Source organism: Sphingomonas sp. GC_Shp_5, from assembly GCF_026540855.1.
Classification (GTDB): Bacteria; Pseudomonadota; Alphaproteobacteria; order Sphingomonadales; family Sphingomonadaceae; genus Sphingomonas.
The window spans coordinates 21895-42389 of record NZ_JALNUP010000022.1; the positions used below are offsets into that span (position 1 = coordinate 21895).

Here is a 20495-nt window from a genome sequence, read left to right on the forward strand (position 1 = left end):
CTTTAACGCACTGGTCGAGGAGGCAAAGGCGGCGATGTTGGCGGATCCGCGCACCGCCGTCGCCAAGGCGGTCGTCGTTGAGCAATTCGCCGATAACGTGAAGGATGTGCAGCGGCGCACCATGATGCGCGCGACCGCGCAATGGCTACGCGGCGAAGCCCATCTACGGCTGAACGACATGGCAGTGGCGCGGCCGTTGATCGCAAGCGCGTTGAAGACTGCAGCCCGCGTCGCCCCAGGCTCAGTGCTTCATGGCGACGCGCTATTGTCGGCCGCTTGGATCGCGACAACGGACGGGAATGTCGGCGAGGCGCTGGTCGACAACCAGAATGCCCATGCCATTTTCCTCAAGCTTGGCGAGGTCCGCAGCCAGTCCAAGGCATTGCAGTCGATCGGATCGCTATATGGCGGCGGCAACGACTACGTCACCGCGCTACGCTATTATGATCAAGCGCTTGCGCTTTATGTCGCCGATCCTCGGTTGAGTATCTCCCTGTACAACAATCGTGGCAATATCCTGAAGGAGCTCCATCGCTACAAGGATGCAGAAGACCAGTTTGGCAAATCGTACGATCTCGCCAGACAGATGAAGAGCCCGCTGCTGCAGATCCTCGTGTTGAGCAACATCGCCGAAACCCGCTTGGCTGCCAATGACGTGTCGGGCGGCGAGCGCGCCATCGCGGAGTGCATGCAGCTCTCCACGCGCGGTGAAGCCGCGGGATTTCGGCGGAAGTTGTACGCTTTGGCAGCGCAAGCCGCATTTCAGCGTCACGATCTGTCGACTGCCGTGCAACTGATCAACCGACGTTTCGCCGACCACGATACCTCCAGGCCGACGCTGCTTGATCGCGAGGCTCACCGCACCGCCTACCGGATCTATCAAGCGACCGGTCACGACGATCTCGCGCTTCAACACCTCGAGATTCTCAAGAAGCTCGACGACGAAGCCACCAAGCTCGCCCGGTCGACCAACGCGGCGCTGATGGCGGCGCGGTTCGATTTCGCCAATCAGGAACTCAAGATCGCCAATCTGCAGCGCGACGAGGCGCGGCGGAGCGTTGCCTATGAACAGGCGCGCGCGCGGACGCAGCAGCAGATCTTCCTCGGCATCGTGCTCGGCACCGCGATCGTGATCGCGATGCTCGGCTTCGGCATCGTCACCCTGCGGCGCAGCCGCAACCAGGTGAGGGCGGTCAATGAGGATCTCGAGGTCACCAACAACGCGCTCGGCAAGGCGCTGGCGGCCAAGACCGAGTTCCTCGCTACCACCAGCCACGAAATCCGCACGCCGCTCAACGGCATCCTCGGCATGACCCAGGTGATGCTCGCCGATGCAACGCTGGAGCATGACCTGCGCGACCGGCTGAAGGTGGTGCATGGCGCCGGGCTGACGATGTGCGCGCTGGTCGACGACATCCTCGATGTTGCCAAGATGGAGACGGGCAACCTCGCGATCGAGCAGGCGCCGTTCGATCTTCACGCGACTATCGCGGATTCGACGCGGCTGTGGGAGGATCAGGCCCGCGCCAAGGGCGTGAGCTTCGCGCGCAACCTCGCCGATTGCCCGACGATGATCGTCGGCGATGCCGCGCGCACCCGGCAGATCGTGTTCAACCTGCTCTCCAACGCGCTGAAGTTCACCGCCGAGGGGGCGGTGACGCTGACCATCGGCGCGGTCGGTGCGGATCGCTACCGGATCAGCGTCAGCGATACAGGCATCGGCATTCCCGCCGACAAGGTCGACGAAATCTTCGAATCATTCCGCCAGGCGGACACCAGTACCACCCGCCAATACGGCGGCACCGGGCTCGGCCTCTCCATCTGTCGCAAATTGGCGCAGGCGATGGGGGGCGATATCGGCGTCTCGAGCGTCCCCGGACAGGGCTCCACCTTTTCCGTCGAGCTGCCGCTGGTGCCGGCACCCGTTCCGGCGGCGCCGTGCGAGCCGGGCACGCCAGGAGATACCTGCCTGTTGATCGTCGATCGCAATCCGATCACCCGCAGCATGCTCAAGACCTTGACCGCGCCACACGCCACCGGGGTAGAGCTGGCCGGCTCGCTGGTGGACGCGAACGCTCGGCTGGCCGCAGGCGGTATTGCGCAGGTACTTGTCGACGCTGGTGTGATGGACGAGCAGAACTCGGCGGATCTGCTGCGATCCTTGGTGGCGTTGGGCGCGCCCATCACGATGCTGTGGCCTCAGGCAACGCTGGCGGAACAGCGCGGATCGCTCGTTGCTGCCGGCGTCAGCCAAATCGTCGCCAAGCCCGTCAGCGGTTCGCAATTGGTCTCCATACTTTTTCCGGCCGACTCGGCTCCTATTCAGCAGCCGGGTCTTGTGCCGCAGGCAGCATGACGCGTAGACGCGGGTCAATGTCCTGCCCCCTCTCTTCCCGCGGAAGCCGATTACGCGCATGAACGTGCTCTTCATTGAGGACGACCGGATGAACCGGCGCGTTGTCAAGGACATGCTCGATGTTGCGGGCGCCACGATGGCTGAAGCCGAAAGCGCGGAAGAAGGGTTGCAGACTCTCGACGAACAGCATTTCGATATGCTGCTGGTCGACCTGCGGATGCCCGGCATGGATGGCATCACCGCGATCAAGCACATACGCGCGCGCGGCGATGCCAAGGGCAGCGTGCCGATCATCGTGATCACCGCCGACACCGCGCTGGACCTGCGCGAGCGCTGCCTTCAGGCCGGCGCCGACGAGGTCCTGTTCAAGCCGGTGGCGATGGATGCGCTGTTCGAAGCGATGGGCCGGATCCTCGCGCGCGATGCCGATGGGATGATCAACTAGCACCGTGATCGGCACCCGTTGAGGGGCGCCGTGCTGGCAATCAGTCCGGGCGTGGCGCTTGGGCTAATGCGGCGGCGAGCGACGTGCTGCCGCTGCCGCGGCGCGCGGGCTTGGGCTGGCTGTCGTCGGGCGACCAACCGGTGAGGAACACGATCTCGAAGGTCTCATGGGTGCGGCCGTCGGCATCGGCGGCGTCGGCGAAGGCCGCGGCGGCGCGGGCGAGCGCGGCGCGCGTCAGGGCTGATCGGGTGGTGAGCAAATTGGTCGCCGCCATGCCGCGCAGATCGTCCAGCAGGCCGCCGATGCTGCGATAGCTGACGTTGACCGTCTCGACATCGGCAACCGGCAGCGCGAACCCGGCGCGCATCAGCAGGTCACCCGCCGCGCGAACATCGATCTGCGGGTGGAGTCGCGCCGCCGGGCGTTCCTGCTCGGCGTTGCGCAGCGCGGTGCGAAGCGCGCCGAGGCTGCCGGCACCGACGAAGGCACCGAGGAACAGCCCGTCGGGCCGCAGGCTGCGGCGGATCAGCGACAAGGCGCCCGGCAGATCGTTGACCTGATCGAGCACGCCGGCGCTGATCACCAGATCGAACGCGCCATCGGCGAACGGCAGATGATCTTCCTCGACCTGGACACCGCCGCTGCGCGCGGCAAAGGCGAAGCCGGGATCGGCCCGGGCGATGCGTGCGCCCGGCAGCATCAGCTCGGCCTCGAAGCTGCCGAGATCGAGCACGTTGGCGAAGGAGCGCTTCACCGCCTCAAGCCGTTCAACGATGCCATCGAGCATCACCGCGCGCAGAAAGGCGTGGCGGGGATAGTCGCCGGCCGCGGCGCGGTCGCGCCGGCGGCGCCGCGCGGCGCGATCGAAGATGTCGGGGGCGTTCACGGCCCGGCTTGTGCCCGCTCCCGCCGCGCGCGACAAGAAGGCATGAGCGGCGCGGGCAGGGGAGGGCTGGCAGGCGTGCTGGGCGGCGCGGTCGCGCTGGCGCTGCCGCCGCGCTGTGGCGGCTGCGGCGTGCCGGTGGCGGAGGATCATCGTTTCTGCGCGTCCTGCTGGAGCAGCCTGCGCTTTATCGCGCCGCCATGGTGCGCCGGCTGCAACCGGCCATTCGCGTTCGATCGCGGTGAGGGGGTGCTGTGCGGCCATTGCCTGGCGATGCCGCCGCGCCACGGCGGCGTGCGCGCCGCCGTCGCCTATGGCGATGTCGCCCGGCAACTCGCGCTGAAGCTCAAATATGGCGGGCGCACCGGTGTCGCCGAAACCATGGCGCGGCAGATGGCGCGACTGGTGCCCGCCGAGCTCGACCTGTTGGTGCCGGTGCCGCTGCACCGCTGGCGGCTGTGGGCGCGCGGCTACAATCAGGCGGGGCTGATCGCGACCGCGCTTGGGCGGCGATGCGGATGCGCGGTGGATCTCACCGTGCTCGCGCGGGCGAGGCGGACCCCGGTGCTGCAGGGGCTCGACCGGCGCGCGCGTGCCTCCGCGGTGACGGGGGCGTTCCGGATCGCCGATCGCGGCAGGATCAAAGGACGGACGATCGGTCTCGTCGACGACGTCTATACCAGCGGCGCGACGGCGGCGGCATGCACCGCCACCTTGCTCGCGGCAGGGGCCGCCGCAGTGACGGTCCTCTGCTGGGCGCGCGTGCTTGACGAGGCGACGATCGACTGAGCGGTGGACGCGGATTGACAAGCGCGCGCCCAATCCACACCTCTAGGCCATGGCCAAAGTCGAAATCTACACCAAGGCATTTTGTCCTTATTGCACCCGCGCGATGCGGTTGCTCGCCGCCAAGGGCGTGACCCCGGAGGAGACCGACATCTCGATGGGCGGCCCGCAGCGCGCGGCGATGATCCAGCGCGCCAACGGCCGCACCACCGTGCCGCAGGTGTTCATCGATGGCCGGCACATCGGCGGGTCGGACGATCTCGCCGCACTCGATGCCCGTGGAGGGTTGGACCCGCTGCTGGCGGCATGAAGCTTGCGCTTCTGCAGATGACCAGCGGGATCGATCCCGCCGGCAATGCGGCTGATCTGACCAAGGCGATCGAGGCCACGGCCGCGGGCGGGGCGGCGATGCTGTTCACGCCGGAAATGTCCGGGCTGATCGATCGTGATCGCGTCCGGGCGGCGGCATCGATCGTCGGCGAGGACGCGGACCCGGTGCTTGCTGCGGTGCGGGCCGCGGCGGCGCGCGCGGGCATCTGGGTGCATCTCGGCTCGCTGGCGATCCGCCGCGACGACGGGCGCTACGCCAATCGCGGCTTCGTGATTGATCCCGATGGCGCGATCCGCGCCCGCTACGACAAGATCCACCTGTTCGACGTCGATCTGGCGAGCGGCGAGAGCTGGCGCGAGTCGGCGAGCTATGCCGGGGGCGAGGCGGCGGTGATGGCGGCGACGCCGCTCGGCAGCCTCGGCCTGTCGATCTGCTACGATCTGCGCTTCCCGGCGCTCTACCAGGCGCTGAGTGCGGCCGGGGCCGAGCTGCTGGCGGTGCCCGCCGCCTTCACCCGGCCGACCGGCGAGGCGCATTGGCATTGCCTGCTGCGGGCCCGCGCGATCGAGAATGGCTGTTTCGTGATCGCCGCTGCCCAGGCGGGAGTTCATGAGGATGGCCGGGCCACTTATGGCCACTCGCTGGTCGTCGATCCCTGGGGAACGGTGCTGCTCGACATGGCGGAAGCGGCGGGCCTAGGCTTCGTCGACATCGATCCGACGATGGCGGCGACGGTGCGGGCGCGGATCCCGGTGATCGCGCATCGACGCCCGATCGCGCCGGTCGAGGGCGGCGGATCGTGATCGTGTTCGATCTGCGCTGCGGCGGCGGCCATGTGTTCGAGGCCTGGTTCGGCTCAAGCGCTGCTTATGAGGCGCAGGCTGCCGCCGGGCAGGTCGCGTGCCCGCTGTGCGCCGACACCCGGGTCACCAAGGCGGTGATGGCGCCCAACATTCCGGTAAAGGGCAACCGGCAGGTCGTCACGCCGCCGCAGGGCGCCGACGGTGGCGCCGCACGCGTGCGCGCGTCCGCGCCGCCCGTGGCCCCCGATCCGGCGATGATCAAGCAAGCGCTGACGATGCTCGCCGCGGCGCAGGCCAAGGCGCTCGAGGGATCGCAATGGGTGGGTGGCAGCTTCGCGACGCAGGCGCGGGCGATGCAGCTCGGCGAGGTGGCGACCAGCCCGATCCACGGCCAGGCCAGCCTTGCCGAGGCGCGGGCGCTGGCCGACGAAGGTGTGCCGATCGCGGCCCTGCCATTGCCCGTGGTGCCGCCGGAAACCTCCAACTGAACCATGGGCCGCCGCGCGCAGGCTGGACCGATCGGTGCCGGGCGGATATCTAGACCCGCGTGACTCCGTAGCTCAGTCGGATAGAGCATCAGATTCCTAATCTGGGGGCCACTGGTTCGAATCCAGTCGGGGTCACCACCTCCCTCGCCATCGCCATGTTTGTCAGTCGGGCGCCCTGTAGCGCCGGCGGCGGCAGGCTTAGCTCCCCGTCGAGTTAAGTTTATGCGTATCGCAGCCACTTGGCGCGATTGGCAAACCGACTTTCGGTTAATTGGCGTGAAAGAATTGCGTACTTCTACGACGTATACGTAAACATCGTGATTAGCTACCAGCGACTATAGACGTCGGGGGGATCGGCGTCGTGGCGGTTAGTGTAGTGACGGCGATACCGGGTGATCGGTAGCAAGATGATCGGGTTGAAGTCTGCGGAATCGAGTCGGTTGAGGCTGGTTGGCGGGTGAAAGCACAACCAAAACGGATGCGATTATAGATAAGTCAGAATAGATCGCGCCCGATCGCCGATATAGTGACCAGCTAGAGGCTGGCGGTGGCAAGGTCATGGCCGACGGGGATGATCACCTATGGATGATCAGGGATCGGTCAAGGGACGGCAGGGGAGAGGATTGATGTTGCACGGGGTGGCGCTGTATCGTGGCGCCGATCCATCTGTGGCCGCCACGTCCAAGGCAAGGCCGCGCGGCGCGCGCGCGGCCAAAACCGACCTGGCCATTACCGATGTGGTGGTCACGGCCTTGTCGGCCCAGGACGTCGTGGTCGCCGGCGGGGCTGCGCCGGGGGGCGCGCTCAGCGTTGGCGAGAGGCTGGTGGTCGATCTTGCCGGGATCGGCGAGCGCGCGGCGACGGTGATCGCGGTCGATCAGCCGGGTTGCCGCCTGGCGTTCGTCGCGCCGCTGTCCCCTGCGGAACTCGCACTGGCGCGGCGCTTCGATGGCGCGCTCGGCGACGAGCCACAGCAGCATGACAACGAAGCGGCGGCGGGGCTTGCCGTGATGGTGCCGCCCTATCCGGAGCCGGTGGTGGGCAAATATGCCGGCGCGGTGAGGGTGCTGCTGGCGGCGGGCCTGGCGGCTGGTGCCTGGGCGGCGGTGCTTGGATTGATCCGGCTGCTGCAACCGTAAGCGCGGGCGACGATGCCCTCGGCGCCGTCGGTCGAGCGCCGGCCATCGGCGGTGAATGGTTCCCCCTTGCCGGCGCGAACGCGCCGCGGCTGTAAAACCACTGCAACATGAAGGCCGTACGGGCCATGACTGAGCTCCCTTCCGGAGCGCGTGGACCGATGCGATGTACCCTGGACGCAACCTGAGCGCAGTGACGCTGTTCCGCGGCTATGTGGCCGCTGGGGACCGTTATGTCGATTAAGGCAGCGAGCAACTGGCCCAAGCCGCTGACCTTCTGGGTCTATGTGGCTGCCGGCGTCGCGCGGATCATTGCCTCGGCGATCGCCATGCCGTTCCTGTCGCTGCCGAGGCGCTGAGCCGGGCCGCCGCGTGCTGCGGCGCAGGGCGTGGTGATCAGAGAGACGTTATAGCGGTTGGATGAAGTCTTCCGGGAACGCCGCCGGCCCATGCGGGCGGCGTTCCCTGGTCGAACCGGCCTTCAGGCCTTGACGTGCTGCGAGATGTACTTGTTCATCTCAAACATCGTCACCTTGTCGCGGCCGAATACCTTCTTGAGCTTCTCGTCGGCGAGAATCTCGCGCTTGTTCTCGGGGTTCTGCAGGTCGTTGGACTTGATATAAGCCCACACCTTGCTGATCACCTCGCTGCGCGGCAGCTTCTCGTTGCCGACCACGGCGCCGAGCTCTTCAGAGGGCTGGACGGGGGCGTGGATGCCGCCGGTCTTTGGTGCAGTAGCCATCGGATTCCTTCCTGTTCGCGCCCGGTCCATTCCCGGCCACGTGAATCACGCCTTTTTCAGCGCGCCCGCCTTGTGCGCTGCCTTGCCGCCGTTGTCACTCTCTACGATAAACTGCGGTTCCTCCTTGGAAGCGCGGACCGTGTGGCCCTTGATCTGGGTGTCGCTGGTCTGCTTTTTCTCGACCTTGCCATGCGCGGTGCCACCGTGGCTCTTCCAGCTGACCTTGTCGCCGACCTTGGGATCCGTCATCGTCGCTCTCCTGATTGCTCCACCTGAAGCGCGCGACGCCGCCAAGGGTTGCACGGTTGGGGTGACGACACCTGCGCGCCCATGGTAGCGACGCAGGCAACGCGGTTCCCGCCGGAGCCGGCAGCAGGATGAACGACGTGCAGCAACCTTCCATGCGACCTGCCCATGGCTGATCAACGCGCTACCCCGGACGAGGGCGATCTGGTCGCCGCCGCCGCCACGCCCGCCGTGCCCGCCGATGTCGCCGAGGCGATCCGGACGCTGATCCGCTGGGCGGGCGACGACCCCACCCGCGAAGGGCTGATCGACACCCCACGCCGCGTCGCCAAGGCGTGGAAGGAATATTGCGCCGGCTATGGCGACGATCCCGCGCATCACCTCGAGCGGGTGTTCGAAGAGGTGGGCGGCTATGACGAGATCGTGCTGCTCAAGGACATCCCGTTCCAGTCGCATTGCGAGCACCACATGGCGCCGATCATTGGCAAGGCGCACATCGCCTATCTGCCGCGCGACCATGTCGTCGGCATCTCCAAGCTTGCCCGGGTGCTGCACGGCTTCGCGCGGCGGCTGCAGGTGCAGGAGCGGCTCACCGCCGAGGTCGCGGATTGCATCTGGGACAATCTGAAGCCCCAGGGTGTCGCGGTGGTGATCGAGGCGAGCCATGCCTGCATGACCGCGCGTGGCGTGCGTACCCCCGGCGTGACGATGGCCACCAGCCGAATGATGGGCGTGTTCCGCGACGACGAGCGCAGCCGCAAGGAAGTGCTGTCGCTGATGGGCCTGCGCGGGTGAACCGCACCGTGCTGGTGACCGGCGGCGCCAAGCGGTTGGGGGCGTGCATCGTCCGCCGGCTGGCAGCCGAGGGGCATCGGCCGGTGATCCACTACGGCAGCTCGGCGGAGGCAGCGGAGCGACTGGCCGACGAGGTCGGCGGCGTGACGGTACAGGCGGACCTTGCCGATGCAGCCGCGGTCGCCGGGCTGATCGACGCGGCACGGGCCGCGAGCGGCAGCGCGATCGACGGGTTGGTCAGCAGCGCCTCGCTGTTCGAGTATGACGCCCCCCAGGCGATCGATCGCCCGCTCGCCGAGCGGCTGCACGCGATCAATCTGCTGGCGCCGGTGCAGCTGGCCGCGGCGCTGGCGGCGCAACACGACGTCGCCGAGGGCGCCGTGGTCAACCTGCTCGACCAGAAGGTCGCAAACCTGAACCCCGATTTCTTCTCCTATACGCTGACCAAGATCGCGCTTGCCGGGGCGACGACGATGCTGGCGCAGGCGCTGGGCCCGCGGATCGCAGTCAACGCGGTCGCCCCCGGCCTGTCGCTGCCGAGCGGCGACCAGAGCGACGAGGAGTTCCGGGCCGTCGCCTCGACCAACGCCCTGCAGCGCCCAGTCGAGCCCGACGATGTCGCCGCGGCGGTGGCGTTCCTGATCGGCGCGCGCGGCGTCAGCGGCGAGACAATGTTCGTCGACGCCGGCCAGCGTTTCCTGGCGCGGCCGCGCGACGTGATGTTCGAGCGCGCACGTGGCTGACTATCTGATCATCCTCGACGCGCTGGAGGTGATGATCCGCCTCGGCATCCACCCGCGCGAGGCAGAACCGCAACGCGTGATCATCTCGGTCGAGATGACGGTGCGCTACCCGCAAGCGCCGGCCGAGGATGCGATCGACGAGGTGCTCGATTACGATTTCGTCCGCGAAGGCATCCTCGCGCTTGCCGCGGGCCGCCACTTTTCGCTGCAGGAAACGCTGTGCGAGGCGATCGCCGCCATATGCCTGGCCGATCCTCGTGTGACCCAGGTGAGCGTGCGCACCTCGAAGACCGATATCTATCCCGATGCGCGGATCGGCTGCGCAATCGTCCGCACCCGCGGCTAACCCCGCTGCGGTCGCGCACCATACCCGAAAACCAAAAAGAATTTAAGGAACGCTTGCAACCGGTCCCGTTTTGAAACATTGACCACATGCCGGCAGCAAAAGCGCCGCAGGAACAATGCAGGAGAGATGAGCGTGAACCGTCAGTTGCCGTATCAGCCGTCGACCAACCATCCGTTCGGCGCCCATGGCGTCCTGATCGCCATTCCGATGAGCCTCGCGCTCTGGGCCGTGATCGGCGCCCTTATCTTCTGATGATGATGACGGCCGGCGGGGGACGCCGGCCGGATTGATGACGGGCGCGTCGTCGCCGTTGTTAGACGTGCAGACAGGGCGCGGGCAGCGCGCCAGGGTTGAGGCCCGGATTGCGGTTGATGCCGCGTCCGATGTGCCTCCCACATCCTCTGATACCGACATCCCAGCGTACGCTGGGCGCTAGCGAGGCGCGGACGACGCGCGCCACGAAAGTACCTCAGCCGTTGCGGGATGACGGCTAGTTGGTTGATGCTTGTTTGCTTGCGACATCGGCCGGTCGCGCAGCTCCATCCTGCCATCCCGCATCGAAGAGCCGGTCGCGGTGAACGGCCTGCCACGGCATCGCCGCGCAGGCCCCTTCAGTCAGATGCGATTCGCCGCGCTGAGTACGGCGCGGACGCTGGCGGTGGCGATGTCGGTGTCGAGACCCACGCCGAACACCGTGGCGCCGCTCGCGGTGCGGCATTCGACATAGGCCGCGGCCTGGGCATCGGCGCCATGGCCGATCGCATGCTCGTTATAGTCGACCACGTCGAGCGCCGGCCCGGTATCGCCGAGCGCGGCGACCACGCCCGAGATCAGCCCGTTGCCGCGCCCCGAAATCGAGCGCTCGGCCCCATCCACCGCGACCCGGCCGACGAACAGACGATTGCCGGCGCCGCCGCTTTCCTCATAATCGCGCAGCACGAAACGATCGTCGGCGCGTGGCAGGTAGGTCGCTTCGAACCGGCCCCAGATGTCGGCAGCATTGAGTTCGCGGCTGGTCTCGTCGGCCATCGCCTGAACGTGGCGGCTGAAATCGGCCTGCAGGCGCTTGGGCAGCTTGAGCCCCTTGTCCTGCTCGATCACCCAGGCGACGCCGCCCTTGCCGGATTGCGAATTGACGCGGATCACCGCTTCGTAGCTGCGGCCGAGATCGGCGGGATCGATCGGCAGATAGGGCACTTCCCACAGCCCGTCGTTGCGTGCGGCCTGGGCCGCAAAGCCCTTCTTGATCGCGTCCTGGTGGCTGCCGGAGAAGGCCGTGAACACGAGGTCGCCGGCATAGGGCGTGCGCGGGTGAACAGGGATGTTGGTGCAATAATTGACGGTGTTGACGATGCCGTCGATGTCCGACAGGTCGAGCCCCGGCGCCACGCCCTGCGTGTACATGTTGAGCGCCACCGTCACCAGATCGCAATTACCGGTACGCTCGCCATTGCCGAGCAGGCAGCCCTCGACCCGGTCGGCACCGGCCATCAGCCCGAGTTCGGCCGCGGCGACGCCGGTGCCGCGGTCGTTGTGCGGGTGGAGGCTGATCACCACGCTGTCGCGATTGCGGATGTGCCGGCCAAACCATTCGATCTGGTCGGCATAGACGTTCGGCGTCGCGCATTCGACGGTGGCGGGGAGGTTGAGGATCAGCGGGCGCTCGGCGGTCGGCTGGAGCACGTCCATCACGGCCTCGCAGACCTCGATCGAGAAATCGAGTTCGGCAGTGGAGAAGGTCTCGGGGCTGTATTCGAAATGCCAGTCGGTGTTCGGATGCGCGGCAGCCTGGTCGCGCAGCACCTTGGCGCCGTCCACCGCGATTTGCTTCACCTGGGTGCGATCCATGCCGAACACGATCTTGCGCCACGCCGGGCTAACGGCGTTGTAGACGTGAACGATCGCCTGCTTGGCGCCGTCGAGGGAGGCGAAGGTAGTCTCGATCAGGTCGCGGCGCGATTGGGTGAGCACCTGGATGAAGACATCGTCGGGGATGCGATCGTCGCGCACCAGCCCCGAGATGAAATCGAACTCGGTAGCGCCGGCCGAGGGGAAGCCGACCTCGATCTCCTTGAGCCCGACCTTGAGCAGCAGATCGAAGAAGCGGGTCTTCTTCTCCGCATCCATCGGATCGATCAGCGCCTGGTTGCCATCGCGCAGGTCGGTGGAGAGCCATCGCGGTGCCTGGGTGATGGTGCGCCCGGGCCATTGCCGATTCGGCAGGTCGATCTGCGGGAAGGGACGGTATTTGCTGGAAGGATCGCGCAACATGGAAAAACTCTCGGGTCGGCACGGGGCAAGGCCCCACACGGGTCGCTGATATGCTCGAGTAAACCCCTCAGGGGCAGGCGCGGCCTCGCCGCGCGGCAGCCCCTAAGGGCGCGTAAGTCGAAGCGTCAGGCGGAGAGTGCGGGTCACGGCGGCGGTTCTGGCGCAGCGCCCGGGGCTTGTCCAGCCGTCTCATGCCCACTTGCATTACCGTTGATTAACCAACGGTCGGCTAGAGCAAGAAGGGGCCCGATGCTGTCCCACTAACCTACGTTGGAAGAGCACCATGCGGCAACTCGTCTATATCAGCAGCATCCATCCGCAGGCGAGCGTCGACCCGACAGCGATCCTCGCCATCTCGCGGCGCAACAATGCCCGCGCCTGCGTGACCGGGCTGTTGTTCTTCGATGGCAAGCGCTTCCTTCAGGCGCTGGAGGGTGACGAGTCCCAGGTCGAGGCAACGTTCGCGCGGATCATGACGGACGAGCGGCACCGGGCCGTGGTCGTATTGTCTGACCGCCTCATCGAGCAGCGCGAGTTCGGCGACTGGGCGATGGCCTATAATGCGCCGGCGGATGCCGCCGATGCCGCGCTGGATCGCGTGGTGGCGCTGACGGCGGGCGCCAGCCCGTCGGTGCGTGCGACATTCGAGAGCTTCGCCAAGGTACGCCGCGCCGCGTGATGGGCCAGGCGATCCGCGCGGCACCCGGGGGCGCCGCGCGAGCCGATGGTTACTTGGCGGCGAAGGCGGCGTGGATGTGCAGCTTGACCTCGTCCGAGACGACCGGCGCATAGGCGCCGACGCCGAAGTCGCTGCGCTTGATCGAACCCGTTGCGCTGAAGCCGAAGTTGAGCTGCTTGTTCATCGGGTTGTTGCCCGCGCCGATGAAGGTCGCTTCGAGCGTCACCGGCTTGGTCTGGTCCTTGATCGTCAGGTTGCCGACGATCGTCGCCTTGTTGCCGGCGTGGGGCGTCACGCTGGTCGAGACGAAATGCGCGGTCGGATATTTGGCCGCATCGAAGAAGTTGGTCGACTGCAGATGCTCGGCGAACAGCGGGAAGCTGACGCCGGGCTTGGCCATGTCGAAGGTGACATCGACCTTGGTCGCGGCGGGCTTGGCGGGATCGATGGTGATGGAGCCGGTCGACGGGCCGAACAGGCCTTCGAGGATCGAGAAGCCCATGTGGTTCACTTCCCACGCCACCTGGGTGTGCGCCGGATCGACGGCATAGGTGCCGGCGGTGATCCGCGACGCGGTGGCGGCGCCGGGCTGGCTGGCGGTCGAGGGGATGATCTGGGCGACGGCGGGTACCGCGAGGGTGGCGGCAAGGGCAGCGGCGAGAGCGTAGCGCATGGGATCGGTCTTTCGACGGAGTGGTGATGCGCCATGGTGGGGCGTTGCCTGCGTGCGGTCAAACCCCCACCGCGGCAACGGATCGTTTCGGGGGTGATCGCCTGGCGGAGGGCCACTCCCGCGACACCCCGTCCGTCCTCAGCCCGTCGCAGGGCAACGGGCTCATGTGCTCGACAGGCTCGGCACGGACGGTCGGGGTGGCGGCAGCCGCTTAGTTCTTGTCCTTGTCGACCAGCTTGTTGGCGCCGATCCACGGCATCATTGCGCGCAGCTCGCTGCCGATCTTCTCGATCGGATGCGCCGCGGCGGCCTTGCGTGCGGCCTTGAGCTCGGGCTGGCCGGCGCGGTTGTCGAGCACGAAGTTTTTGACGAAGCGGCCGCCCTGGATGTCGGCGAGCACGCGCTTCATCTCGGCCTTGGTTTCCGCCGTGATGATCCGCGGGCCAGTGGTGATGTCGCCATATTCCGCGGTGTTCGAGATCGAATAGCGCATGTTGGCGATGCCGCCCTCATAGAGCAGGTCGACGATCAGCTTGGTCTCGTGGAGGCATTCGAAATACGCCATCTCGGGCGCGTAGCCGGCCTCGACCAGCGTCTCGAAGCCCGCCTGGATGAGGTGGGTGATGCCGCCGCACAGCACCGCCTGCTCGCCGAACAGGTCAGTCTCGCATTCCTCGCGGAAGTTGGTCTCGATGATCCCCGAGCGGCCGCCACCGACCCCCGAGGCGTAAGCGAGCGCGACGTCATGCGCGTTGCCGCTCTTGTCCTGATCGATCGCGATCAGGCAGGGCACGCCGCCGCCGCGGACATATTCGGAGCGCACGGTGTGGCCCGGGCCCTTGGGCGCGATCATGATCACGTCGAGGTCGGCGCGCGGCTCGATCAGCCCGAAGTGGACGTTGAGGCCATGCGCGAAGGCGAGCGCGGCGCCCTGCTTCATATGATCGTGGAGATCGGCGGCGTAGATCGCGGCCTGATGCTCGTCGGGCGCGAGGATCATGACGATATCGGCCCAGGCCGCGGCTTCCTTGTTGGACTTGACCGCAAAGCCGGCGTCGATCGCCTTCTTGGCGGTGGCCGATCCCTCGCGCAGCGCAATCGCGACATCCTTGACGCCGCTGTCACGCAGGTTCTGGGCATGGGCATGGCCCTGGCTGCCATAGCCGACGATGGCGATCTTCTTGTCGGTGATCAGGTTGAGATCGGCGTCGCGATCGTAATAGACACGCATGGGAGTGGTCCTTTCTTCGGAAGGCGTCATCCCAGCGAACGCGGGGATCTCAGGCGGCGAGAGCGGTACGCCCGAACCTGGAGACCCCAGCGTTCGCTGGGGAGACGGGGTGGGTGGAAGACGAAAGCCGGTGAAGCTTACGCCGCTTCGCGCCCGCGGGCGATGGCGACGATGCCGGTGCGGGCGACCTCGATCAGGCCGACCTCCGCCATCAGCTCGATGAACTTGTCGATCTTCTCGCGGCCACCGGTTACCTCGAACACGAAGCTCGCGATGGTCGCGTCGACAACGCGGGCGCGATAGACGTCGGCGAGGCGCAGCGCCTCGATCCGGTGGTCGCCGGTGCCGCGGACCTTGACCAGCGCCAGCTCGCGCTCGACATGCGCGCCCTGCGCGGTGAGGTCGGTCACCGAATGCACCGGCACCAGCCGGTCGAGCTGGGCGATGATCTGCTCCATCACCGGCGGCGACGCCGTGGTGACGATCGTGATCCGGCTCACCGCCTTGTCCTCGGTGATCTCGGACACCGTCAGGCTCTCGATATTGTAGCCACGGGCGGTGAACAGGCCGGCGATGCGGGCGAGGATGCCCGGCTCGTTGTCGACGACGACGGCGAGCGTGTGGCGCTCGGTGGTTTCGGTCTTGATGTGCACTAGATCGTCACCCCGGCGACAGCCGGGGTCTCCCTGTTAGATGAGCGTGCGCCTGCGGCCTGCGATCCCGGGCGGCGCCGGGGTGGCGGCTACACCAGCGCCTTGGCCTCGTCGTCCATCTCGCCCGACACCTCGTTCGCCTGGAGGATCATGTCGGTATGCGCCGCGCCGCTCGGGATCATCGGGAAGCAGTTGGCGAGCTTCGCCACCCGGCAATCGACCATCACCGGGCCGTCATGATCGAGCATCGCCTGGATGCCGTCATCCAGATCGCCCGGCGCCTCGATGCGGATGCCCTTCCAGCCATAGGCTTCGGACAGCCGCACGAAGTCCGGCAGGCTCTCGCTGTAGCTTTCGGCATAGCGCGACGAATAGGTCAGCTCCTGCCACTGGCGGACCATGCCCATATATTCGTTGTTGAGGATGAACACCTTGACCGGCAGGCGATATTGCGTGGCGGTGGCGAGCTCCTGGATGTTCATCTGGATGCTCGCCTCGCCGGCGATGTCGATCACCAGCGCCTTGGGGTTGCCGAGCTGCGCGCCGATCGCGGCAGGCAGGCCATAGCCCATGGTGCCGAGCCCACCGCTGGTAAGCCACTTGTTCGGGCCCTCGAAGCCGAAATGCTGGGCGGCCCACATCTGGTGCTGGCCAACCTCGGTGGTGATGATCGGCGAGCGGGCATGGGTCGCCTCCCACAGCGCACGTACGGCACGCTGCGGCATGATCTCGGTGGTCGATTCCGGGAAGTCGAGGCTCTTCACCGCGCGCCAGCCGGCGATCCGCCGCTGCCAGTCGATCGTGTCGGGCCGCGGATGCTGGCGGCTCTTCCAGATCCGCACCATGTCTTCGAGCGCGTGGCCGGCATCGGCGATGATCGCGAGATCGACGCGGACGTTCTTGTTCACGCTCGACCGGTCGATATCGATATGGACCTTGCGGCTGTGCGGGCTGAACGCGTCGAGCCGGCCGGTGACGCGATCGTCGAACCGGCTACCGATCGCGACCACCAGATCGGCCTGGTTCATCGCCATGTTGGCCTCATAGGTGCCGTGCATGCCGAGCATGCCCAGCCATTGCTCGCCGCTCGCCGGATAGGCGCCGAGGCCCATCAGCGTCGAGGTGACGGGCACGCCGGTGAGGCGAACCATCTCGCGCAGCAGCTGGCTCGCCGCCGGCCCTGCATTGATGATGCCGCCGCCGGTGTAGAAGATCGGCCGTTCGGCGGCGGCGATCATGTCGACGAGCTGCTCGATCTGGGTCTGCGGCGCCTTGACCTGCGGGCGATAGGTCTTGTGCTGGATCGGGCCAGGCCTGACGTAGCGCGCCGAGGCGACCTGGACGTCCTTGGGGATGTCGACCACCACCGGCCCGGGGCGACCCGAGGTGGCGATGTGGAACGCCTCATGGATGACGTCGCCGAGCTTCGCCGGGTCCTTGACCAGGTAATTGTGCTTGGAACAGTGACGGGTGATGCCGACGGTATCGGCCTCCTGAAAGGCATCGGTGCCGATCAGCGCGGTCGGCACCTGGCCGGTGATCACCACCATCGGGATCGAATCGAGCAGCGCGTCGGTGATCCCGGTGACGGCGTTGGTCGCGCCCGGGCCCGAGGTGACGAGCACGACGCCCGGCTTACCGGTGGAGCGGGCATAGCCCTCGGCGGCATGGGTCGCCGCCTGCTCGTGGCGGACCAGGATGTGCTTCAGCCGCCCCGAGCGGAACATGGCATCGTAGATCGGCAGGACGGCACCGCCCGGATAGCCGAACACGACTTCCACGCCGAGATCGCACAGCGCCTCGACCAGGATGTCAGCTCCGCTTTTTTCTGCCACGTTCGTCGTCCCTGATGGTGTATACGTTGTTTGCGGAAGCGGCGGCTAGCGGTTAATAAAGTGCGCGTCAACCCAGCTGACTATAACAAGCTTTCAATGGAAGATGTTAATTCGCAACTTTCGGTTGTTCTGATCCATTGCTCGGGCGGTTGATTGCGAAACCAGGTGAATTGTCGCTTGGCATAGCGGCGGGTGTCGAGCTGCAGCCGGGCGAGCGCCTCGGCGCGAGACAGGTTGCCCGCGAGGTGGTCGGCGAGCGGTGCGACGCCGATCGCCCGGCGGATCGGCGCATCGAAAGCCACGTCGGTCCGCGCGACCAGCCGGGCGACCTCGTCGAGTGCGCCGCCCTCGATCATCGTGGCGCAGCGGGCGTCGATCCGTGCCATCAGCCGGTCGCGCGGCGGCAGCAGGATCGCCGCGGCGAGGCGAATACGCGCGCCGATCCCGCTGACCCGCTCTGTCTGCCAGGCGGCGAGCGGCCGGCCGGTCGCCCGCACCACCTCGAGCGCACGGGCGACGCGGGTGGTATCCGCCGGCGCGAGCCGCGCCGCGGCGGCCGGGTCCTCGGCGGCAAGCAGGCGATGCGCCTCAGCGACGGGCAATGCGCGAACGTCGGCGCGGACCGCGGGATCGATCGCGGGCACCGGCGCGATTCCGTCGATCAACGTGCGCAGGTACAGCCCGGTGCCGCCGACCAGGATCGGCAGCTTGCCCGCCGCATGCGCGTCATCGATCGCGTCGCGCGCCTCGCCTGCCCAGCGCGCGGCGGAATAGCCGCCGTCGGCGCCATCGACATGGCCGAACAGGCGGTGCTGCACGCGCGCTTCCTCGTCGGACGAGGGGCGGGCGCTGAGCAGCTGCAAGTCGGCATAGACCTGGCTCGCATCGGCGTTGATCACGACGCCCTCATGGCCGGCGGCAAGCTGCAGCGCGGCGGCGGACTTGCCGCTGGCGGTCGGCCCTGCGATGAGCGCGACCCTTGGCATGGAGGGACCCTTGTTCACGGCAACGCTGATAGCAGCAGAATCACTGGCCGCAGGGGATCTTTCCGCCGCCGCCGATCGGCTCACCGCGGCGGGCTGTGCGCCCGGCAGCGCGGCGTGGCTCGACGAGGGCAAGGCGGCCGACCTGTTGTTCGCGCTCGATCCCGCCGCCGCGCGGGCGGCGCTGGAGGGGGCGGTGGCGGGCATGGACGTGATTGTCCAGCCCTCGCTCGGTCGCCGCAAGGCGCTGCTGGTCGCGGACATGGATTCGACGATGATCACGGTCGAATGCATCGACGAGCTCGCCGATTACGCCGGGATCAAGCCCGAGGTGGCGGCGATCACCGAGCGGGCGATGCGCGGCGAGCTGGATTTCGAGGGGGCGCTCGATGCGCGGGTGGCGCTGCTCGCCGGGCTGGACGAGGCGGTGATCGCACAATGCCTGCGCGAGCGGGTGGCGATCATGCCCGGCGCCCGCGCGCTGGTGCGGACGATGCGCGCGAACGGCGGACAGGCGGTGCTGGTGTCGGGCGGCTTCACCCGCTTCGCCGAACCGGTCGCTGCCGAGATCGGCTTCGACCGGGCGATCGCTAACCGGCTGCTGATCGAGGACGGCAGGCTCACCGGCACCGTCGCCAAGCCGATCGTCGGCGCCGCGACCAAGCTCGACACGCTGCTGGCGACGATCGCGGCGCAGGGCATCGATCCGCTGCTGAGCCTCGCGGTGGGCGATGGCGCCAATGACCTGGCGATGATCGAACGCGCCGGGCTGGGGGTGGCGTATCACGCCAAGCCGGTGGTCGCAGCGGCAGCCGCCGCGCGGGTGGATCATGGCGACCTGACGACGCTGCTTTATGCGCAGGGCTACACCCGCGCCGAATGGGCCAGCTAGGCCCGCGTTACGCCCACCGCCATGGCGTGGCCATCCCGTATTGCGTCCGGGATGACCGACGCCCGGATCAGGGCGCGACGACCACGCAGGCGACCTTGCTCGCGGCGCAGGCGCGCTGCGCCGCTGCCTTGTTGGGATAACCGCCGGCCTGGAGCCGGACGACGGTGCCGGCATGCGGATAGGAGGGCTGGGCGCCGGCAAGCCGGCCACGCACCTGCGCCCATTGGCTCTGCGCATTGGCCTGGCTGCTGAACGCGCCGAGCTGGATCTTCCAGCCGCCGCCCGCGGCGCGCTCGGGCGCCGGTGCGGCAGGCTTGGGTGCCGGTGCAGCATGCGCCGTGACGGCGACGGGTGCCGGGTTCGGCTTTGGGGTCGGCTTCGGCGTCGGCTTGGCGGCGACGATCGGTGCCGGCACGCGGGCCGGGCCGTGGCTCGGCGGCAGCCGCTCCGGGCCGCCGGGGCGCTGCGCCGGGGGCACCCGCGCCTCGCCGACATTGCCGCCGGCGGCCTGCGCCACCGGGCGCGGGCGCGCCGCCAGCTGCTGGGCCAGGGCGACGCCGCGCTCGCGATCGGCGGGCGTTATATATTGGTCCATCTGCGCCAGCGTTTCCGACGCCGATTTCAGCCCCGCCTGCTGGGCGAGGGTCATCAGCGCATAGGCGCGCGGGTAATCGCGCGCCACGCTGTCGCCGTTGAACAACATGGTGCCGAGCACCAGCTCGCCACGCGGCTCGCCGCGCGCGACCGACTTTTCCAGCCACGGCAGCGCCTCGGCCTTCTTGCCGCCCTGGAACAGCGCCAGGCCGTAATTGTCCTCGGCCTGGTAATGCCCCTGCAGCGCCGCCTTGTGGAACCAGCTCTCGGCGAGCGCGGGATCGAGCGGCACGCCGCGACCGAGCTTATACGCCTGGCCGAGGTTGAACTGCGCATCGGCATCGCCCGCGACCGCGGGGCCGCGCCACTGGTCGACGGCCGCCTTGAAGTCACCCCGCGCCCAGGCATCCACCCCGGCCTTGACGTTCTGCGCACCGGCCGGTGCCGCCGCCATCAGCATCGCCATCGTCAGCGCCGCGCTCGCCATCATCGCCGTGCCCGCGACCCGCCCGATCAACCGCATCGTTTCCATCCTGTTTACTGCTCTGGGTCATCATGCCCCGGCGCGGCGCCGATGCAAAGCC

General features: G+C 67.6%; 23 protein-coding genes and 1 tRNA gene. 14 read left to right on the forward strand and 10 right to left on the reverse strand.

Annotated features, from left to right (window positions below; genetic code table 11):
• Positions 1-34: 34 nt before the first annotated feature.
• On the forward strand, positions 35-2356 hold the full coding sequence (locus tag OXR60_RS15660; protein WP_267396873.1) for an ATP-binding protein: 2322 nt from the start codon (positions 35-37) through the stop codon (positions 2354-2356).
• A gap of 58 nt (positions 2357-2414) precedes the next feature.
• On the forward strand, positions 2415-2801 hold the full coding sequence (locus tag OXR60_RS15665; protein ID WP_267396874.1) for a response regulator: 387 nt from the start codon (positions 2415-2417) through the stop codon (positions 2799-2801).
• Between the two features lie 40 nt (positions 2802-2841).
• Here OXR60_RS15665 and OXR60_RS15670 read toward each other — a convergent pair whose 3' ends face one another.
• Positions 2842-3687, reverse strand: coding sequence for a methyltransferase domain-containing protein (locus OXR60_RS15670; RefSeq protein WP_267396875.1), 846 nt, complete (start codon positions 3685-3687; stop codon positions 2842-2844).
• Positions 3688-3729: 42 nt separating this feature from the next.
• On the opposite strand from OXR60_RS15670, the gene OXR60_RS15675 reads away from it, so the two are divergent.
• The 7 genes from OXR60_RS15675 to OXR60_RS15705 all read left to right on the forward strand — a co-directional run bounded on the left by OXR60_RS15675 (position 3730) and on the right by OXR60_RS15705 (position 7587).
• A complete protein-coding gene (locus OXR60_RS15675; protein ID WP_267396876.1) occupies positions 3730-4473 on the forward strand; it encodes a ComF family protein in 744 nt (247 codons plus the stop codon).
• Positions 4474-4522: 49 nt separating this feature from the next.
• On the forward strand, positions 4523-4780 hold the full coding sequence (grxC, locus tag OXR60_RS15680) for a glutaredoxin 3 (RefSeq protein WP_267396877.1): 258 nt from the start codon (positions 4523-4525) through the stop codon (positions 4778-4780).
• Entirely contained in the window at positions 4777-5604 is an 828-nt protein-coding gene (locus tag OXR60_RS15685) for a carbon-nitrogen hydrolase family protein (protein ID WP_267396878.1), read from the forward strand. The genes grxC and OXR60_RS15685 overlap by 4 nt, the downstream gene beginning before the upstream one ends.
• Positions 5601-6092 carry a DUF1178 family protein gene (locus tag OXR60_RS15690; RefSeq protein WP_267396879.1) on the forward strand — a complete coding sequence of 164 codons (492 nt, stop codon included), beginning with the start codon at positions 5601-5603 and terminating at the stop codon, positions 6090-6092. Before OXR60_RS15685 ends, OXR60_RS15690 begins: the two co-directional genes overlap by 4 nt.
• A gap of 61 nt (positions 6093-6153) precedes the next feature.
• Positions 6154-6230, forward strand: a tRNA-Arg gene (locus tag OXR60_RS15695).
• 488 nt (positions 6231-6718) lie between these two features.
• The gene (locus OXR60_RS15700; protein ID WP_267396880.1) at positions 6719-7231 is read left to right on the forward strand and encodes a hypothetical protein; all 513 of its coding nucleotides are present in this window, start codon (positions 6719-6721) and stop codon (positions 7229-7231) included.
• A gap of 230 nt (positions 7232-7461) precedes the next feature.
• Positions 7462-7587 (forward strand): hypothetical protein, encoded by a 126-nt coding sequence (locus OXR60_RS15705; RefSeq protein WP_267396881.1) that lies wholly within the window; start codon positions 7462-7464, stop codon positions 7585-7587.
• A 122-nt stretch (positions 7588-7709) separates the two neighbouring features.
• Here OXR60_RS15705 and OXR60_RS15710 read toward each other — a convergent pair whose 3' ends face one another.
• Together OXR60_RS15710 and OXR60_RS15715 are read right to left on the reverse strand one after the other, a co-directional pair.
• On the reverse strand, positions 7710-7970 hold the full coding sequence (locus OXR60_RS15710) for an SWIB/MDM2 domain-containing protein (RefSeq protein ID WP_267396882.1): 261 nt from the start codon (positions 7968-7970) through the stop codon (positions 7710-7712).
• Between the two features lie 45 nt (positions 7971-8015).
• Entirely contained in the window at positions 8016-8219 is a 204-nt protein-coding gene (locus OXR60_RS15715) for a DUF2945 domain-containing protein (protein WP_267396883.1), read from the reverse strand.
• A gap of 165 nt (positions 8220-8384) precedes the next feature.
• Between OXR60_RS15715 and folE the strand changes: the two genes are divergently transcribed.
• From folE to OXR60_RS15730, 3 genes are read left to right on the forward strand one after another with little or no spacing between them, the layout of a single operon-like run.
• The gene (folE, locus tag OXR60_RS15720) at positions 8385-9011 is read left to right on the forward strand and encodes a GTP cyclohydrolase I FolE (RefSeq protein ID WP_267396884.1); all 627 of its coding nucleotides are present in this window, start codon (positions 8385-8387) and stop codon (positions 9009-9011) included.
• Positions 9008-9754, forward strand: a complete 747-nt coding sequence (locus OXR60_RS15725; protein WP_267396885.1) for an SDR family oxidoreductase — start codon at positions 9008-9010, stop codon at positions 9752-9754. The genes folE and OXR60_RS15725 overlap by 4 nt, the downstream gene beginning before the upstream one ends.
• Entirely contained in the window at positions 9747-10100 is a 354-nt protein-coding gene (locus tag OXR60_RS15730; RefSeq protein WP_267396886.1) for a dihydroneopterin aldolase, read from the forward strand. The genes OXR60_RS15725 and OXR60_RS15730 overlap by 8 nt, the downstream gene beginning before the upstream one ends.
• A 615-nt stretch (positions 10101-10715) precedes the next feature.
• Here OXR60_RS15730 and leuA read toward each other — a convergent pair.
• Positions 10716-12371, reverse strand: coding sequence for a 2-isopropylmalate synthase (gene leuA, locus OXR60_RS15735; RefSeq protein ID WP_267396887.1), 1656 nt, complete (start codon positions 12369-12371; stop codon positions 10716-10718).
• A gap of 283 nt (positions 12372-12654) precedes the next feature.
• Here leuA and OXR60_RS15740 point away from each other — a divergent pair, with 283 nt between their 5' ends.
• Positions 12655-13050 (forward strand): BLUF domain-containing protein, encoded by a 396-nt coding sequence (locus tag OXR60_RS15740; RefSeq protein WP_267396888.1) that lies wholly within the window; start codon positions 12655-12657, stop codon positions 13048-13050.
• Between the two features lie 49 nt (positions 13051-13099).
• On the opposite strand, the gene OXR60_RS15745 is transcribed toward OXR60_RS15740, so the two are convergent.
• The 5 genes from OXR60_RS15745 to miaA form a co-directional block, all read right to left on the reverse strand.
• Positions 13100-13723 (reverse strand): YceI family protein, encoded by a 624-nt coding sequence (locus tag OXR60_RS15745; RefSeq protein ID WP_267396889.1) that lies wholly within the window; start codon positions 13721-13723, stop codon positions 13100-13102.
• 211 nt (positions 13724-13934) lie between these two features.
• Positions 13935-14954: a ketol-acid reductoisomerase gene (ilvC, locus tag OXR60_RS15750; protein WP_267396890.1), complete on the reverse strand. Its 1020-nt coding sequence runs from the start codon at positions 14952-14954 to the stop codon at positions 13935-13937.
• 137 nt (positions 14955-15091) lie between these two features.
• A complete protein-coding gene (gene ilvN / locus OXR60_RS15755; RefSeq protein ID WP_267396891.1) occupies positions 15092-15607 on the reverse strand; it encodes an acetolactate synthase small subunit in 516 nt (171 codons plus the stop codon).
• Positions 15608-15696: 89 nt separating this feature from the next.
• Positions 15697-17442, reverse strand: a complete 1746-nt coding sequence (locus OXR60_RS15760) for an acetolactate synthase 3 large subunit (protein WP_267396892.1) — start codon at positions 17440-17442, stop codon at positions 15697-15699.
• Between the two features lie 80 nt (positions 17443-17522).
• A complete protein-coding gene (miaA, locus tag OXR60_RS15765; RefSeq protein WP_267396893.1) occupies positions 17523-18428 on the reverse strand; it encodes a tRNA (adenosine(37)-N6)-dimethylallyltransferase MiaA in 906 nt (301 codons plus the stop codon).
• 10 nt (positions 18429-18438) lie between these two features.
• Here miaA and serB point away from each other — a divergent pair, with 10 nt between their 5' ends.
• Positions 18439-19317: a phosphoserine phosphatase SerB gene (gene serB, locus OXR60_RS15770; RefSeq protein ID WP_267396921.1), complete on the forward strand. Its 879-nt coding sequence runs from the start codon at positions 18439-18441 to the stop codon at positions 19315-19317.
• Positions 19318-19384: 67 nt separating this feature from the next.
• Here serB and OXR60_RS15775 read toward each other — a convergent pair whose 3' ends face one another.
• The gene (locus OXR60_RS15775; protein ID WP_267396894.1) at positions 19385-20434 is read right to left on the reverse strand and encodes an SPOR domain-containing protein; all 1050 of its coding nucleotides are present in this window, start codon (positions 20432-20434) and stop codon (positions 19385-19387) included.
• Positions 20435-20495: the final 61 nt, after the last annotated feature.

What these genes read in the sequence shown, in the direction of transcription:
- OXR60_RS15685 (WP_267396878.1), top strand. Translation starts at nt 4,777, where the DNA reads ATGAAGCTTGCGCTTCTGCAGATGACCAGCGGGATCGATCCCGCCGGC.
- ilvC (WP_267396890.1), bottom strand. Translation starts at nt 14,954, where the DNA reads ATGCGTGTCTATTACGATCGCGACGCCGATCTCAACCTGATCACCGAC.
- OXR60_RS15715 (WP_267396883.1), bottom strand. Translation starts at nt 8,219, where the DNA reads ATGACGGATCCCAAGGTCGGCGACAAGGTCAGCTGGAAGAGCCACGGT.
- OXR60_RS15675 (WP_267396876.1), top strand. Translation starts at nt 3,730, where the DNA reads ATGAGCGGCGCGGGCAGGGGAGGGCTGGCAGGCGTGCTGGGCGGCGCG.
- leuA (WP_267396887.1), bottom strand. Translation starts at nt 12,371, where the DNA reads ATGTTGCGCGATCCTTCCAGCAAATACCGTCCCTTCCCGCAGATCGAC.
- grxC (WP_267396877.1), top strand. Translation starts at nt 4,523, where the DNA reads ATGGCCAAAGTCGAAATCTACACCAAGGCATTTTGTCCTTATTGCACC.
- folE (WP_267396884.1), top strand. Translation starts at nt 8,385, where the DNA reads ATGGCTGATCAACGCGCTACCCCGGACGAGGGCGATCTGGTCGCCGCC.
- OXR60_RS15745 (WP_267396889.1), bottom strand. Translation starts at nt 13,723, where the DNA reads ATGCGCTACGCTCTCGCCGCTGCCCTTGCCGCCACCCTCGCGGTACCC.
- OXR60_RS15705 (WP_267396881.1), top strand. Translation starts at nt 7,462, where the DNA reads ATGTCGATTAAGGCAGCGAGCAACTGGCCCAAGCCGCTGACCTTCTGG.
- OXR60_RS15660 (WP_267396873.1), top strand. Translation starts at nt 35, where the DNA reads ATGTTGGCGGATCCGCGCACCGCCGTCGCCAAGGCGGTCGTCGTTGAG.
- OXR60_RS15775 (WP_267396894.1), bottom strand. Translation starts at nt 20,434, where the DNA reads ATGCGGTTGATCGGGCGGGTCGCGGGCACGGCGATGATGGCGAGCGCG.
- OXR60_RS15740 (WP_267396888.1), top strand. Translation starts at nt 12,655, where the DNA reads ATGCGGCAACTCGTCTATATCAGCAGCATCCATCCGCAGGCGAGCGTC.
- OXR60_RS15665 (WP_267396874.1), top strand. Translation starts at nt 2,415, where the DNA reads ATGAACGTGCTCTTCATTGAGGACGACCGGATGAACCGGCGCGTTGTC.
- OXR60_RS15710 (WP_267396882.1), bottom strand. Translation starts at nt 7,970, where the DNA reads ATGGCTACTGCACCAAAGACCGGCGGCATCCACGCCCCCGTCCAGCCC.
- miaA (WP_267396893.1), bottom strand. Translation starts at nt 18,428, where the DNA reads ATGCCAAGGGTCGCGCTCATCGCAGGGCCGACCGCCAGCGGCAAGTCC.
- OXR60_RS15700 (WP_267396880.1), top strand. Translation starts at nt 6,719, where the DNA reads ATGTTGCACGGGGTGGCGCTGTATCGTGGCGCCGATCCATCTGTGGCC.